This window comes from Loktanella sp. M215 (assembly GCF_021735925.1).
Lineage (GTDB): Bacteria > Pseudomonadota > Alphaproteobacteria > Rhodobacterales > Rhodobacteraceae > Loktanella.
Genome location: NZ_WMEA01000001.1, coordinates 2,111,527 through 2,127,132, shown reverse-complemented (window position 1 = coordinate 2,127,132; position 15,606 = coordinate 2,111,527). Strand labels below are relative to the sequence as shown.

Genomic DNA, 15,606 nt, shown 5'->3' with positions numbered 1-15,606 from the left:
CGACGTGATGTCCTGGAATGCCCTGGCTGATAGGGACTAATATCATGGACCCCACAGCGTCGCTGTCGGGGACCGACCATTCAAAAAAGTGTTTTTGTCGGGTTTACTTTCCTGACCGATTTTGTAGAGATTGCTGCAAGACTTCGGGATCGAAAGGACACACCCCTGATGACGCGTGCATGTATCATGATGATGACAGTCGCCGGATTTGCCTCTCAGGCACAGGCCGAGACGTCACGGGCGCAGGTGGTGGAAACCTATGCCGACATCGCCGCCGCCGCCTATCAGGACAGCCTGACGACGGCGCAGAGCCTGCGGGATGCGGTCGCGAAACTGACGGAATCGCCCTCTGACGCGACGCTGACGGCAGCGCGCGCGGCGTGGCTCGCGGCGCGCGATCCTTACATGCAGACCGAGGTTTTCCGCTTCGGCAATCCGATCGTCGACGACTGGGAAGGCCGCGTGAACGCCTGGCCGCTGGACGAAGGGCTGATCGACGGCGTGGCGGACGGATACTACGGCGCCGGAGAGAATGAATTCGCGCAGCTGAACGTGATTGCCACGCCCCGCTTTACCCTGTCGGGGGAGGAGGTCGATGCCTCGGTCATCACCCCTGCCCTGCTGTCGGAGGTCTTGCAGGAAGCGGACGGCAGCGAGGCGAACGTGGCCACCGGTTATCACGCGATCGAGTTCCTGCTGTGGGGGCAGGATCTGGTCAGCGACGCGCCCATGGCGGGGCAGAGGCCCTGGACCGATTATGCGCAAGGTGCCGATTGCACCGGCGGCAACTGCGACCGGCGGGCGGCCTATCTGACCGTGGCGGCGGATCTGCTGGTGGATGACCTGTCGTTCATGGCGGACCAGTGGGGCGACGATGGCGCGGCGCGGGCGGCGGTGACGGCGGACCCGCAGGCCGGGATCGCGGCGATGCTGACCGGCATCGGCAACCTGTCCTACGGCGAAATGGCGGGACAACGGGTCAAGCTGGGCCTGATCCTGCACGATCCGGAGGAAGAGCACGACTGCTTTTCCGACAACACGCCGAGCAGCCATTACCATGACGTGCTGGGCATGCAGAACGTCTGGCTGGGGACCTATACGCGCACCGACGGGGCTGTGGTGAGCGGTCCAGCACTGAGCGACGTCGTGGCCGAGGCCGACCCGGCGCTGGCCGCGGCCCTGACGGGCGAGCTGGCCGCGACGGTGGCGGCGGCGGATGCGCTGCGCGTGGCACAGGCGGGCGGTATGCATTACGACATGCTGTTGCAGGTCGGCAATCCGCAGGGCGAGGCGCTGATCAACCCGCTGATCGACGCGCTGGTGGAGCAATCAAGGTCGATCGAGCGGGTCTCTCGGGTCTTGGGCGTGAACGGCGTGGTGGTCGAAGGCGACGACACGCTGGAGGCGGCGGGCGAGGTGTTCCAGTGATGTCATCCCGCGCGCTCATATCCGTGCTGGCCCTGATGGCGGCGGTCCCTGCGGGGGCCGCCCCTGCGCTGGATGCAGAGACGCCGCTGCTGCCCCGCACGGCGGAGGAGGCGGCGCGGATCGCCGCCGTCACCGCACCCACCACGGATTTCAGCGCGCCCGAACGGTTCGAGGACAAGCCCGGTGGTGGGGCCAGTGTGCGGGCGCGGACCACGGCGGATGCGTTTTCCGACCCCTCGGCCAATATCGGGCTGGAGGGGCGGATGACCTTCAACCTTGGCAACGGGCTGTTCACGCGCAACTGGGTGTCGGCGCCGGCGTCCACCACCGCATCGGACGGGCTGGGGCCGCTGCTGAACGCCGCAGCCTGTCAGGCCTGCCACGTCAAGGACGGGCGCGGACGGCCCCCTGTCAGTGAAGGCGAGGCGCCGGTGTCCCTGTTCCTGCGCCTGTCGGTGCCCGCACCTGACGCGCTGGAGGCCGAGATGGCGCAGGTGGCCGGGTGGATGGCGAGCGCGCCGGACCCGGTCTATGGCGGGCAGTTGCAGACGTTTTCCCTGCCCGGCGTGCCCGCCGAGGCGCGGATGCTGGTGGATTATACGGAAAGCCCGGTGACGCTGGCGGGTGGCGAGGTCGTGTCGCTGCGCAAGCCGACCTATACCATCGCGGACCCGGCCTATGGCGATCTGGCGGCGGACCTGATGACCTCGCCCCGCGTGGCACCCCAGATGATCGGGATGGGTCTGCTGGAGGCGATTCCGGCGGCAGAGATCATGGCGCTGGCAGACCCCGACGACGCGGATGGCGACGGAATCTCGGGCCGGGCCAACGTGGTGATGTCAGCCGTGCAGGGCGCGCCTGTGCTGGGGCGGTTCGGGCACAAGGCGGGGATGCCGTCGGTGCGCGAACAGTCGGCGGCGGCGTTTTCCGGCGACATGGGGTTGTCCACGTCCTTGCATGTCAGCGCTGGCGGCGATTGCACCGCGGCACAGGTCGCCTGCATGGCCGCACCCTCTGGCGCCGATCCTGCGACGGGGGTGGAGGTGAGCGACGAGAGTCTTGATCTGGTGACCTTCTACGCCCGCAATCTGGGTGTGCCGGAGCGGCGGGATGCGGCTGATCCGACCGTGCTGCGCGGCAAGCGGGTGTTCTATGACGCGGGCTGCACGTCCTGCCATACGCCGAAGTTCGTGACCGGGCGGGATGCCGAAAATTCCGCGCAGAGTTTCCAGCTGATCTGGCCCTACACCGACCTTCTGCTGCACGATATGGGCGAGGGTCTGGCCGACCACCGGCCGGAGGAACGCGCCACCGGGACCGAGTGGCGCACGGCGCCGCTGTGGGGGATCGGGTTGACCGAGCAGGTGACAGGCCACGCCAGTTTCCTGCACGATGGCCGCGCCCGCACCCTGATGGAAGCCATTCTGTGGCACGGTGGCGAGGCGCAGGCGTCACGCGATACCGTGGCCGCCCTGCCCAAAGATGACCGCGACGCCCTGATCCGTTACCTGGAAAGTTTATGACATGCGCCTGATGACCCTCGCCCTGCTGACCCTGCCCCTGCCCGCGCTGGCCGACGATGCCGTTGACCGGGTGCTGAACGATTATGCCGTGCCCCATGTGGCGACCTTTGCGGAGGCGACCGCCGGGCTGGCGCAAGCGGCGGAGGCGGATTGCACGCCGGGCAGCGCTGATCTGGTATCGGCGTGGAACGGCGCGATGGATGCCTGGCTGGGGGTGCAGGATCTGCGCTTTGGCCCGTTGGAGCAGGGCAGCCGGCGCCAGGCGATCGCCTATTGGCCCGACGTTGACGGCCACCGGCCCCGTGCGCTGTCGCGCATCCTGACCGGGCAGGACCCGGTGCTGGACAAGCCAGAGACGTTTCCGGGGCAGCCGATCTCGGCCCGGGGGCTTTATGCGGTCGAGGCGATGCTGTTCGATCCGGATTTCAACACCTATGCCGCTGGCGATCCGGGCTGCGTGCTGGTGCGGGCGATGACGCAGGATCTGGCGGCCTCTGCCGCGGCGGTGCAGGAGGCGTGGCAGAGCGATTTCGTGACCGTGATGCGGACGGCGGGCAACAAGCGGAATGCGCGCTTTCTTGATGCGAGCGAGGCGCGACAGGTCGTTTTTACCGCGCTTTTGACCAGCATGCAGTTCGACATCGATGAGCGGCTGGGGCTGCCGCTGGGCACCTTCGACCGGCCCCGGCCCAAGCGGGCGGAAGGCCGGCTGTCGGACCGGTCGCAGCGCAATCTGGCGCTGTCGCTGGCGGGCCACCGGGATCTGATGGTCGCACTGGTGCCTGATCCGGCGGACGCAGCCCGCAGTTACGCGGATTTCGACCGGGTGATCGGGCTGGCGGAGGGGCTGGACGATCCCGACTTCTCTGGCGTGGATGACCCGGCGGGGCGGTTCCGGCTGGAGGCGTTGCAGACGGCGCTGATCGCCCTGCGGGCGGATGTGCATGCGGAACTGGGCGAGACGCTGACCGTCACCATGGGCCTGAATTCACTGGACGGAGACTGAGCCATGACCACGCGCCGCGCTTTCCTTGGCAGCCTGCTGGCCGCCGGTGCCCTGCCCCGGCTGAGCTGGGCCGATGCGGGCAGTCCCGCATTTCTGGCCGCGGCACAGGAGCCTGACGGCGGCTTTGCCGTCTTTGGCCTGACGCAGACCGGGGCCGAGACATTCCGCGTGCCCTTGCCCGCGCGGGGCCATGCGGGGGCGGCGCATCCCAGCGCGCCAGAGGTCGTGGCCTTTGCCCGCAGGCCCGGTACCTATGCGCTGGTGATCAACGCGGCGTCCGGTGCCGTGACGCATCGGCTGTCAGCGGAGGACGGGCGCGAGTTCAACGGGCATGGCGTGTTTTCCGAAGACGGCGCGCTGCTTTATACCTCGGAGGTCGTGGCGGAGAGCGGCGAGGGCCGCATCGGGGTCTGGTCGCGGGACGAGGGATATGTGCGGGTTGCGGAGTTCGCATCCGGCGGAATCGGGCCGCATGAGGTGATCCGCCTGCCGGGCCGTGATACGCTGGTGGTGGCGAACGGTGGCATCCGCACGGGGGCCGGGGATCGCGAGAAGCTGAACATCGACACGATGGCACCGAACCTGACCTATCTCACGCCGGAGGGCGACGTGGTGCAGAGCGTGGCGCTGGGGGCCGCGCGGCATCATGCCTCGATCCGGCATCTGGCGGTGAACGCGGGGCGCGTGGCCTTTGCGATGCAGTGGGAGGGGGAGGTAAGCGCCGCCCCTGCCCTGCTGGGTCTGCATGATCTGGGCGACGCGGAGGCGCGGCTGGTGCAGGCCGACGCGGCGGCCCATGCGGCGATGCAGGGCTATGCGGGATCGGTGGCGTTCTTTGCGGAGGGCCGCCGGGTCGCGATATCGTCACCCAAGGGCGGGCGGGCACAGGTCTTTGATGACAACGGCGCGTTCCTTTACGAGATCGCGCGGGCGGATGTCTGCGGGTTGGCGGGGGTGGGCGACAGCCTCGTGCTGACTGACGGGTTCGGCACGGTTCTTGGGATGCAGGACGAGACGCCTGCCTGGCACACGCGGTTCAGGCGCGCCTGGGACAATCATATCGTCAAGGTCTGACGCCCCTTGCCTTTGCCCGCGCCGGATGCGGACATGGGTGCAGGGAGGACGGCAATGAGACATGGCGTGACACTGGTGGCCCTGATCGCGATCGTGGTGTCGCTGTTCGTCTTGCACGACGCGCGGCGCGGGCTGGAGATGACCTCGCTGACGGTCGGAGAGACTCCGGTCACGCGCTATGCCCTGCCCGGTGCCGACGGGCCGGTGGTCGTGGTGGCGCATGGCTTTGCCGGGTCGCGGCAGATGATGCAAGGCTATGCGCTGCCGCTGGCGCAGGCGGGATACCGGGTGTTTGCCTTCGATTTTCAGGGCCACGGGCGCAATCCGGTGCCGATGTCGGGGGATGTCACGGCGCTGGATGGGACGACGCAGCGGCTGGTGGATCAGACGGCAGAGGTGGTCGACGCGGTGGCGGACGGGGCGGCGCCGGTGGCGCTGCTGGGGCATTCGATGGCGACGGATGTGCTGGTGCGGGTGGCGCAGGGGCGCGGGGATGTGGGGCCGGTGGTGCTGCTGTCGGCGTTCAGTCAGGCGATCGACGCAGGCCATCCTGCCGACCTGCTGCTAGTCACGGGCGCCGGAGAGCCGGGGCTGAAAGAGTTCGCGGTCGCGGCGGCGCAGATGGTCGATCCGGCTGCGGTCGATGGACAGACTGTCGTTGATGGTCCGGTCAGCCGGCGGGCGGTGATTGCGCCGTGGGTAGAGCATGTCTCGATCCTGCACAGCAGGCGTGGACGGGCGGAGGCAGTGGACTGGATCGACCGGGCTTACGTGCGAACCTCCGACGTGCCGATCCGCCATACGGGTTGGGCGATACTCGGGTTGCTGGGCGGCATCGTGGCGCTGTTCGGCGCGGTGGCGCGGGTGTTGCCGGTGACGCCGGTGGAGGCGATGCCCCTATCGCGCGGGCGGTTGGCGGTGGTGACGCTGGTGCCGGTGGTCGTGGCACCGGTTGTCTCGGTGCTGGTGAACCCGCAGGTGCTGCCGGTGCTGGTGGCGGGGTACCTCGCGCTGCATCTGGCGGTGTTCGGCGGGTTGCAGCTGTGGCTGATCCGGCGCTGGGGCGGGCGGTTCGGGGCGTTTTCGCCCTTGGCATTTCTCGTGCTGCTGGGGTGGAGCGTGGTGTTCGGCGCGGCACTTGACCGCTATGCCGCGAACTTTTGGCCCATCGCGCAGCGCGTGTGGATCATCGCGGCGATGGCGCTGGGGGCGGTGCCGTTCATGCTGGCGGATGCGGTGCTGACGCATGGGGCGTCATTGGGACGACGGTTTGTCTTGCGCGGCGGGTTCATCGTGTCGCTGGGGATCGCGGTGGCGCTGGACCCAAGCGGGCTGTTCTTTCTGGTGATGATCGCACCCGTGGTGCTGCTGTTCTATGCGGTCTTCGGCACGATGGGGCGCATGGCGGGGCGGCGCGCGGGGCCACTGGCGGCGGGGTTGGCGCTGGGACTGGTGCTGGCCTGGGCGCTGGGCGTCAGCTTTCCGCTGTTTCAGGCGTAAGGTAGGGGCGCAGCAGTTCCATGACGTCGACGCTTGCGCCAAGGCGCGCGGCGAGCAGGAAGATGCCGCCGAACTTGCGCTGCAGAAGCAGGACGTCGATCGGCAGTGGCGGCGGGATGAAGCCATCCTCTGCCAGTGCGATGCCTTGCTGTTGCAGGCGGCGGGACAGTGTCTGGTCGGCGAAGTCGATCTGCGGCGCGGTCAGGGCCGCGAAGACGTCGCGCATCATGGCGATGATCTGGGCGCGGTGGGTGGCTTGCGTGGCGGGGCCGATGAAGCCGATGGCTGCGGCGCATTCACCTAGTGCTGCGGGATCGTCGGCTAGACCGGCGCGGATCAGGGCGAGATAACGGGCGGCGACATCCGGTGCGATGTCGCGGGCGGCGCCGAAGTCGAGCAGGACGATGCGACCCGTGTCCGCCTGCCAGCGGTAGTTGGCGAAGTTCGGATCGGTCTGCATGGCGTTGAAATCGAAGAGTTCCGCCAGTGTGAGGGCGATCAGGTCGCGGGCGATGCGGTCGCGGGTGTCCTGCGGGGCATCGGCGGCAGTCTCGATCGACCTGCCGGGGACGAAGTCCATCGCCAGCACTTGACCGGTGGTCAGGTCGTCGTGCAGGCCGGGGACGGTAAACTGCGGCTGGTCGGCGAGGAGAGTGCCGAAACGCTGGAGCTGGGCGGCCTCGCGCAGGTAGTCGGTTTCGTCGTGCAACTGCTGGCGCGCCTCTGCGAGATAGGGCGCGAGGTCGAGACCCTTGGGCAGCAGGCCGGTCATGCGGATCAGGGCGCCGACGTTGGTCACGTCGCTGTCGATGCTGCGGGCGACGCCGGGGTATTGCACCTTGATCGCGAGCGTGCGGCCGTCGCGCAGGACGGCGCGGTGGACTTGCCCGATGGAGGCGGCAGCGATGGGGCGGACGTCGAAGGTCTTGAACTGTTGCAGCCAGTTTTTCGGCCACTGGGCGTCGAGGACCTGCCGCAGTTGTGCTGGCGGCATGAAGTGGGCGTCGTCGCGCAGGCGGGCCATGATCTGCGCCAGTTCGGGCGGCAACATCTCTCCGGTATCCATGGAGACGAGCTGGCCGACCTTCATGGCCGCGCCGCGCATGTTGGCCAACTGGTCGGCGATGCGGGTCATGTTGCCGGGGGTCAGGAGCAGGTCGCGGAAGGCGGGGCGCTGGCCGCGGCCCAGTTGGCCGATGCCCTGCAGCGCCATGTTGCCCGCGACGCCCGCAGTCATCGTGCCGAGGCGCGTCAGCCGCGAGAGGCGGCCGGAGGGGACAGGGACCGGGCGGGCGCGGGAGGGGGTGTCATTCATCCCCGAAAGCTAGCGGGGATGGGACGTAGCGCAAGGTTGCGGCCATGATGTCGCAGGTCAGGCGGTGTAGGAGGTCAGCGCAGCCTCTGCGCCGTCGGCCCAGATCATCGTGAGCCAGCGGGCGAAGGCATCGGCGAAGGGTTTCGCCTGCGCCAGATCGCCGTAGAGGGGCTGTTCGATCCATGCGGCGGGGCGGTCTTTCGCGGCCTTGGCAGCGGTCTGGAGGTCGGTCCAGATCGGGTCGTTGGCCTCGATCACCGTGCCGTCCTCGCGGGTGCCTTCGCACATGCGGGCCCAGAGGGCTTCGACCAAGGCGAGACCCTCGACCGGGGTGCCGGCCTTGAGGGCGTCGCGCAGGACCGGCAGGATGAAGCCGGTGTGGCGCGAGGAGCCATCGAAGGCGACGCGGCGGGTGGTGTCGCGGATCTGGGGGTTGGCAAAGCGGCTTTCGATCAGGTCGACGTAGGCCTGCGGTGTCATGCCGGGGACGGCGTGGACGTGGGGGACGATTTCGTCGGTTTCGACCTTGCGGAAGAAGGCGTGGATGGCGGGGTGTTCCATGCAGCCGGCGATGGTTTCGACACTCAGGATCTCGCCTGCGTTGGCGATGACCTGATGGCCGCCGTTCAGGATGCGGATCTTCATGGATTCAAAGCTGTGCACGTCGTCGGTGATGGTGGCGCCGACGTCTTCCCACGCGGGGCGACCGGCGCAGAACTTGTCCTCGATCACCCACTGGCGGAAGTTTTCGTGGGTCACGGGGACGTTGTCGGCCACGCCGAAGTCGCGCGCCAAGGCCAGTTCAGAGGGGCCGGTGGCGGGCACGATGCAATCCACCATGGAATTCGGAAAGGTGCACTGCGCGTCGATCCAGTCAGCGAGGTCCGGGTCGGACAGGCGGGCGAGGCCGGTGATCGTCTGGCGCAGGATGTCGCCGTTGCCTTGCAGGTTGTCGCAGGACTGGCAGGTGAATGGGCCGGAGTGCGCCGCACGCCGGGCGCGCAGGGCGGCGACCATGGCACCGAAGGCGCTGCGCGGTGTGTCTGGGTGGGCGGCGTCATGCACCATGTCGGGGTGGCCCGCGTCGAATGTGCCGTCCTTTTGGTAATAGCCGCCCTCGGTCACGGTCAGGGCGACGATGCGAATCTCTGGCGCGGACATGGCGGCGATCAGGGGGGCGTTGCCTTCGGCCACGGCGATGTAGTCGATCATGGAGCCTGTGACCTCTGCCGATTTGCCGGCGGGGTCGAGTTCGATCAGGGTCGTGAGGCAATCCTGTGCCAGCATCTTCTCTCGCGCGCTGGCATCGGCGGGGCGGACACCGGCGCCGAGGATCGCCCAGTCGTGCGCCTGCCCTGCGTCCATCAGCCGGTGCAGATACCACGCCTGATGGGCGCGGTGAAAGTTGCCGAGGCCGATGTGGACGATGCCGGGCGAGAGACTGGCGCGGTCGTAGGACGGCACGCGCACGCCCTCTGGCAGGTCGGACAGGGTGGCGAGGGACAGGGGGGTGGCCATGATGGGGCTTTCAATGGGGTCTTGAGGAATGACGGCGGCGCTTAGCTCATCCACTGGCCGCCGTCGACGTTGTAGGTTTGCGAGACGATGTAGTTCGCCTCGCTTGATGCAAGGAACACCGCCATGCCAGTCAGGTCGGCGGGCACGGCGAAGCGACCGGCGGGAACGCCTGCGGCGACCTCGGCCTTTTTTTGGCCAAGCGGTTTGCCTTCGAGTTTCGCGAACATGGAGTCGACGTGTTCCCAGTGTTCGCCGTCGACGACACCGGGGGCGATGGCGTTGACGTTGATGCCATGCTTGATCAGGTTCAGACCGGCGGATTGGGTCATCGAGATGACGGCGGCCTTGGTGGAGCAATAGACCAGCACGAGGGATTCGCCGCGACGGCCCGCTTGCGACGCCATGTTGATGATCTTGCCGCCGTGGCCTTGGGCGATCATCTGTTTCGCGGCGGCCTGCATGGTGAAGAGCGTGCCCGCGACATTGACGGCGTAGAGCTTGTCATAGCTGGCGCGGGTGATGTCGACGGTTTCAGCCGCATCGAACAGGGCCGCGTTGTTGATCAGGATGTCGAGCTTGCCGGTTTTTGCAACGACGGAGGCGATGGCGGCGTCGATGCTGGACTGGTCGGTGACGTCGAGTTGCACGGCGTAGGCGCGGTCGCCCAGTTCGCGCGCAGTCGCCTGTGCCGCGTCCATGTTGATGTCGGCGATGGCGACGGTGGCGCCTTCCGCAATATAGCGTTCGGCAAAGCCGCGACCGATGCCGCGGGCGGACCCGGTGATGAGGGCCGATTTGTCGGTCAGGCGGGTCATGCGATGCGCAAGCCTTTGTCGTCGAAACGGTGGATGTGTTCGGCCCGCGGTTCCAGATGGATCGTGTCGCCATGGGTCAGGCCGACCTCTCCCCCTGCCCGCACTGTCATGGGTTCGGACATTTCCGGCACGTGGACGTGGAAGAAGGTGTCGGACCCCAGATGTTCCGCCACGCCGACCCGGCCCGTGAAGGTGCCGCCGCTGTCGACGACGTCGAGGTGTTCGGGGCGGATGCCGATGGTGGTCGCGTTATGCTTTTGCGCAGGCGCGCCGGTCAGCAGGTTCATCTTGGGCGAGCCGATGAAGCCCGCGACGAAGGTGTTGCGGGGGGCTTTGTACAGCTCCAGCGGCGAGCCAACCTGTTCGATGTGGCCGGCGCGCAGGACGACGATCTTGTCGGCCATGGTCATCGCCTCGACCTGATCGTGGGTCACGTAGATCATCGTGGTGGCCAGCGTCTTGTGCAGTTCCGAGATTTCCATCCGCATGCCGACGCGCAGGGCGGCGTCGAGGTTGGACAACGGCTCGTCAAACAGGAACGCGGCGGGTTCGCGCACGATGGCGCGGCCGATGGCGACGCGCTGGCGCTGGCCGCCGGAGAGTTGCCCCGGCCTGCGGTCGAGATAGTCGGTCAGGTTCAGGGCGGTCGCGGCCTTGGCGATGCGGCGGTCCTGTTCGTCCTGCGGCATGCCCGCCATCTTCATCGGGAAGGCGATGTTCTTGCGCACGGACATGTGCGGATAAAGCGCGTAGCTTTGGAACACCATGGCGAGGCCCCGCTTGGCGGGGGGCAGGTCGGTGGCGGGCTGGCCGTCGATGCGGATTTCACCGCCCGAGACATCCTCCAGCCCCGCGATCAGGCGCAGGAGCGTGGACTTGCCGCAGCCGGAGGGGCCGACGAAGACGACGAATTCGCCATCCTCGACCGTCAGATCCAGCGGGGGGATGACTTCGACTTCGCCGAACTTCTTTTGAACCTTGTCGAGTGTGATGCGTCCCATGGTGGTCTCTCCTATTTGACCGCGCCGAAGGTCAGGCCCCGGACGAGTTGTTTCTGGCTGAACCAGCCCATGATGAGGATCGGCGCGATGGCCATGATCGAGGCGGCGGAAAGCTTGGCGTAAAACAGGCCTTCGGGTGCCGAGAAGCTGGAGATGAACTTGGTCAGAGGTGCCGCGTTCACGGTGGTCAGGATGATGGTCCAGAACGCCTCGTTCCACGCCAGAATGATATTGAGCAGGATGGTGGAAGCGATGCCCGGCACGGCCATCGGGGTCAGGACGTAGATGATCTCATTCCGCAGGCTGGCGCCGTCCATGCGCGCGGCTTCGAGGATTTCGCCCGGGATTTCGCGGAAGTAGGTGTAGAGCATCCAGACGATGATCGGCAGGTTGATCAGCATCAGGATCACGATCAGCATGATGCGGCTGTCATAGACGTTCAGGTATTTCGCGATCAGCACCAGCGGATAGAGCACGCCGACGGCGGGCAGCATCTTGGTCGAGAGCATCCAGAGCAGGATGTCCTTGGTCTTTTTGCCCGGCACGAAGGCCATGGCCCATGCGGCGGGCACGGCGATGATGATGCCCAGCAGGGTCGATCCCACGGCGATGATGATCGAGTTCATCAGGGCCAGCGGATAGTTCGACCGTGCCAGCACGTCGGAATAATTCTGCGTCGTCCAGTCGAAGAAGAACCAGACGGGTGGATCGGAAATTGCCACCGCTTCGGATTTGAAGCTGGTCAGGAAGGTCCACAGGATCGGGAAGAAGATCAGCAGACCGATGCCCCAGGCGAGGACCGTCCACATCATCTTTTTGCGGGGCGAGATTGCGCGAGCCATTGTCCGGGTCCCTTCAGGTATCGAGGTTCTTGCCGACGATGCGCATCAGGAAGATGGCAACGATATTGGCGAGGATGACGGCGACGATGCCGCCCGCAGAGCCGAGGCCGATGTTCTGGCTTTCCAGCACGCGCTGGTAGACGAGGTAGGTCAGCGTGCGGGTACCGAAGGCGCCGTTGGTGGTCACGAAGATTTCCGCGAAGATCGAGAGCAGGAAGATCGTCTGGATCAGGATGACGACGGTGATCGCGCGGCTGAGGTGCGGCAGGATGATGTACCAGAAGCGGCTGTAGCCGGGGGCGCCGTCCATCTCTGCAGCCTCAAGCTGTTCGGACGACAGGGACTGCACGGCGGTCAGCAGGATCAGCGTGGCGAACGGCAGCCATTGCCATGCCACGATGATGATGATCGACAGCAGCGGTGACTGGGACAGGAAATCATAGGGCTGCGCGCCGAAGAATTTCCACAGATAGCTGAACAACCCGTTGTCCACGTTGAAGAACATGTTCTTCCACACCAGCGCCGACACGGTCGGCATGACGAAGAAGGGCGCGATCACCAGGATGCGGACGATCCCCTGCCCGAACATCGGCTGGTCGAGCAGGAGCGCCAGCGCGATGCCGCCGCCGATGGTGATGACGAGGATTCCCGCCACCATCTGCAGGGTGACGACGACCGATGACAGGAACGAATCCGACGTCAGGAACGACACGTAGTTGTCGAACCCGATCCACGCATCGAACGTCGCCCTAAGCGGTCGGTAGTCCGCGAAGGAGAAGTAGAGTGTCATGCACAGCGGCACCAGCATCCACACCAGCAGCACGAAGACGGCTGGTGCGATCATGATCCGTGCGGATGATTTGGAATGTTCTGTCGCCATGACCGGCTCCTCCCGTCAGGTGATCGGATGCTTTCGAAGATCGTTTGACCTGCGAAAGGACCCGGGGGTCAGACCGGGGGCAGGATACCCTGCCCCCGGTCATTGGTGTCGCGGGCTTAGTAGCCTGCGGCTTCCATTTCCTCGGCGGTCAGCGACTGGGCATTCGCCAGCGCCTCGTCACCGGTCTGGTTGCCCGCCAGCGCGTCAGAGAACTGCTGGCCGGTCTGGGTGCCGATGCCTGCAAATTCCGGGATCGCGACGAACTGGACGCCGGTATAGGGCACTTCCTGAACGCTCGGGTTTTGCGGGTCGGCGGAGTTGATGCTGTCCAGCGTCATCTTGGCGAAGGGTGCCGCGTCCAGATATTCCTGGTTTTCGTACAGCGACTTGCGGGTGCCCGGGGGGACGTTGGCCCAGCCTTCTTCACCGGCGACCAGTTCCGCATAGCTTTGGCCCGTGGCCCAGCTGATGAAGTCCTTGGCCACGTCGACCTTCTTGGACGACGACGGGATCGCAAGGCTCCAGGCCCAGAGCCAGTTGCCGCGCTTGCCCAGACCGTTGTCGGGGGCCAGTGCGAAACCGACCTGATCGGCCACGGTGCTGTCGGCGGGGTTGGTCACGAAGGACGCCGCGACGGTCGCGTCGATCCACATGCCGCACTTGCCCTGCTGGAACAGCGTCAGGTTTTCGTTGAAACCGTTGTTGGCGGCACCGGCGGGACCGGATTCGTTCATCATGCCAAGGTAGAAGTCGATGGTGTTCTTCCACTCGGGGCTGTCGAACTGGGGCTTCCAGTCCATGTCGAACCAGCGGGCGCCGAAGGAGTTGGACATGGCGGTCAGGAAGGCCATGTTCTCGCCCCAGCCGGCCTTGCCGCGGGCGCAGATCCCGTTGATGTCATTGGCGCGGTCGGTCATCTTCATCGCGGCTTCGCGGATGAAGTCCCAGGTCGGCGCGTCGGGCATTTCCAGCCCGGCCTTTTCCATCAGGTCGGTGCGGTACATGACCATCGAGGATTCGCCGTAGAACGGTGCGGCGACCAGATCGCCGTCGACGGTCAGACCGCCGGCGATGGCGGGCAGTAGGTCGTCCTTGTTCCAGTCGTCGGCCATGCCGTCGTTCAGGGACGTCAGCCAGCCGTTCTTGCCCCAGATCGGCGCCTCGTAGGTGCCGATGGTCATGATGTCATACTGACCGCCGCCGGTGGAGATGTCGGTGGTCACGTTCTGGCGCAGCACGTTCTCTTCCAGGACGACCCAGTTGATCGTGTTGCCGGTGTCCTGTTCCCACTGGGGCGCGAGTTTCTGCATCCGCACCATGTCGCCGTTGTTCACGGTCGCGATGGTGATTTCCTCTGCCATGGCGGCGGAGGCGAGGCCGACGCACAGGCCAAAGCCAACGGTCGTGCCGAGAATGGTCGTCTTCATATTCATGGAAAGCCCTCCCAAGCCTTTTACACGCGTCAAGTCTAGGCGGAGGATTTGGCACCGGTCAACACAAAATTTCTAAAATCATCGCCGCGGCGCAGCATTACGCTGCTGCTTACGCAGAACTCCGGACCTTCATCACCCCATTCATCAGCTTTACGATCTGATTTCCGGTCTGATTTTCCGCGCGCAACTTTTCCAGCAGGCGGTCGACGGCGGCCTGCCCGATCCCGTCGACATCCTGTGCCACGGTGGTCAGCGGCGGGCTGGTGAAGGGGCAAAGCGGGTAATCGTCGTGACCGGCGATTCGCAGACCGCCACGGCGCAGCGCCCCCGGTTCCAGCCCATGCTGCGCCGCCGCACGCAGCGCGCCGATGGCGACCCGGTCGTTGACGCAGAGGATCGTGCTGTCGAGAAGCGCGCCGCGCGCGAAGTGGTCCGACATGACCGCCAGGCCGTGCGATTCGAAATAGGCGCCGGGGCCGGTCATCTGCGTGCCGATGACGACGGGTTCAAGGTCCAGTTCGGTCATCCGGGCGATATAGGCATTCTCGCGTTCGACCGCGTTGAAGTTCACCCGCGGCATGGCGAGGAACACCGGCGGGCCGCCGACGCGGCACAGATAATCGACCATCATGCCGGTGCTTTGCACGTGATCGGTGCCGACGAAATCGACGTTCGTCAAAAGCTCTGGACGGGAATCGAACAGAACGAAGGGCATGCGTGCGTTCAGACGCTCGTAGACATGCAGGTCGCTGTGATTGCCCAGCGGCGCCACGATGGCGCCATCGACGTTCATCGACAGGAAGGTTTCGGCCGCGCGCGCCTCTATCTCTGGGTCGGAGTGAGAGCATTGGCTGATGACCGTGTAGCCTGCCATCATCGCCGCCCGTTCGATGGATTCAAGCAGGCGGGTGAAGAACAGATCGTTGAGGTAGGGGATGATGACGCCGATCATGCCCGTCGTCTTGCGGTTCATTCGGGTGGCGAAGAAGTTCGGGGTGTAATCGACCCGGTCCAGCCCGGTGCGGATACGCTCGACCGAGGAACGGCTGACCTTTGTGGGGTCCTGAAAATAGCGCGACAGGGTGGGACGGGAGACGCCGATGGCGGCGGACAACTCCTCCATCGTGTGAATTTTCGGCTTTGGCATGGGTCGAAACCTTTCCGGATCACGTCCTTGGGGAAAGGTTATGACAAAAATGCGGGGCTGTAAGCCGCAAATTGTTTACATCGGTAAAATAACTTTGGTCGCCCTGTTCACATCGGACGAGAGC

Annotated in this window: 13 protein-coding genes; 5 read left to right on the top strand and 8 right to left on the bottom strand. The window is 65.9% G+C overall.

What is annotated here, in order from left to right; genetic code table 11:
* The first annotated feature begins 186 nt into the window (after positions 1-186).
* Genes GLR48_RS10395 through GLR48_RS10375 form a run of 5 tightly spaced genes read left to right on the top strand, consistent with a single transcriptional unit; the run spans position 187 to position 6,531 of the window.
* Entirely contained in the window at positions 187-1,428 is a 1,242-nt protein-coding gene (locus tag GLR48_RS10395; RefSeq protein ID WP_237064512.1) for an imelysin family protein, read from the top strand.
* The gene (locus GLR48_RS10390; protein ID WP_442915782.1) at positions 1,428-2,951 is read left to right on the top strand and encodes a di-heme oxidoreductase family protein; all 1,524 of its coding nucleotides are present in this window, start codon (positions 1,428-1,430) and stop codon (positions 2,949-2,951) included. The genes GLR48_RS10395 and GLR48_RS10390 overlap by 1 nt, the downstream gene beginning before the upstream one ends.
* A 1-nt stretch (position 2,952) precedes the next feature.
* The gene (locus GLR48_RS10385) at positions 2,953-3,957 is read left to right on the top strand and encodes an imelysin family protein (protein ID WP_237061189.1); all 1,005 of its coding nucleotides are present in this window, start codon (positions 2,953-2,955) and stop codon (positions 3,955-3,957) included.
* A gap of 3 nt (positions 3,958-3,960) precedes the next feature.
* Positions 3,961-5,031, top strand: coding sequence for a DUF1513 domain-containing protein (locus tag GLR48_RS10380; RefSeq protein ID WP_237061188.1), 1,071 nt, complete (start codon positions 3,961-3,963; stop codon positions 5,029-5,031).
* Positions 5,032-5,085: 54 nt separating this feature from the next.
* Positions 5,086-6,531, top strand: a complete 1,446-nt coding sequence (locus GLR48_RS10375; RefSeq protein WP_237061187.1) for an alpha/beta hydrolase — start codon at positions 5,086-5,088, stop codon at positions 6,529-6,531.
* On the opposite strand, the gene GLR48_RS10370 is transcribed toward GLR48_RS10375, so the two are convergent.
* The 8 genes from GLR48_RS10370 to GLR48_RS10335 form a co-directional block, all read right to left on the bottom strand.
* The gene (locus tag GLR48_RS10370; protein ID WP_237061186.1) at positions 6,506-7,846 is read right to left on the bottom strand and encodes an ABC1 kinase family protein; all 1,341 of its coding nucleotides are present in this window, start codon (positions 7,844-7,846) and stop codon (positions 6,506-6,508) included. The two genes, GLR48_RS10375 and GLR48_RS10370, sit on opposite strands and share 26 nt — an antisense overlap.
* Positions 7,847-7,903: 57 nt before the next feature.
* Positions 7,904-9,364: a mannitol dehydrogenase family protein gene (locus GLR48_RS10365; protein WP_237061185.1), complete on the bottom strand. Its 1,461-nt coding sequence runs from the start codon at positions 9,362-9,364 to the stop codon at positions 7,904-7,906.
* Between the two features lie 41 nt (positions 9,365-9,405).
* Positions 9,406-10,179, bottom strand: coding sequence for an L-iditol 2-dehydrogenase (locus tag GLR48_RS10360; protein WP_237061184.1), 774 nt, complete (start codon positions 10,177-10,179; stop codon positions 9,406-9,408).
* Positions 10,176-11,180, bottom strand: a complete 1,005-nt coding sequence (locus GLR48_RS10355; protein ID WP_237061183.1) for an ABC transporter ATP-binding protein — start codon at positions 11,178-11,180, stop codon at positions 10,176-10,178. The genes GLR48_RS10360 and GLR48_RS10355 overlap by 4 nt, the downstream gene beginning before the upstream one ends.
* A gap of 11 nt (positions 11,181-11,191) precedes the next feature.
* On the bottom strand, positions 11,192-12,022 hold the full coding sequence (locus GLR48_RS10350) for a carbohydrate ABC transporter permease (RefSeq protein WP_237061182.1): 831 nt from the start codon (positions 12,020-12,022) through the stop codon (positions 11,192-11,194).
* Between the two features lie 13 nt (positions 12,023-12,035).
* The gene (locus tag GLR48_RS10345; protein ID WP_237061181.1) at positions 12,036-12,902 is read right to left on the bottom strand and encodes a carbohydrate ABC transporter permease; all 867 of its coding nucleotides are present in this window, start codon (positions 12,900-12,902) and stop codon (positions 12,036-12,038) included.
* A gap of 116 nt (positions 12,903-13,018) precedes the next feature.
* Entirely contained in the window at positions 13,019-14,329 is a 1,311-nt protein-coding gene (locus GLR48_RS10340) for an ABC transporter substrate-binding protein (RefSeq protein WP_442915836.1), read from the bottom strand.
* 115 nt (positions 14,330-14,444) lie between these two features.
* Positions 14,445-15,482, bottom strand: a complete 1,038-nt coding sequence (locus GLR48_RS10335; protein ID WP_237061179.1) for a LacI family DNA-binding transcriptional regulator — start codon at positions 15,480-15,482, stop codon at positions 14,445-14,447.
* Positions 15,483-15,606: the final 124 nt, after the last annotated feature.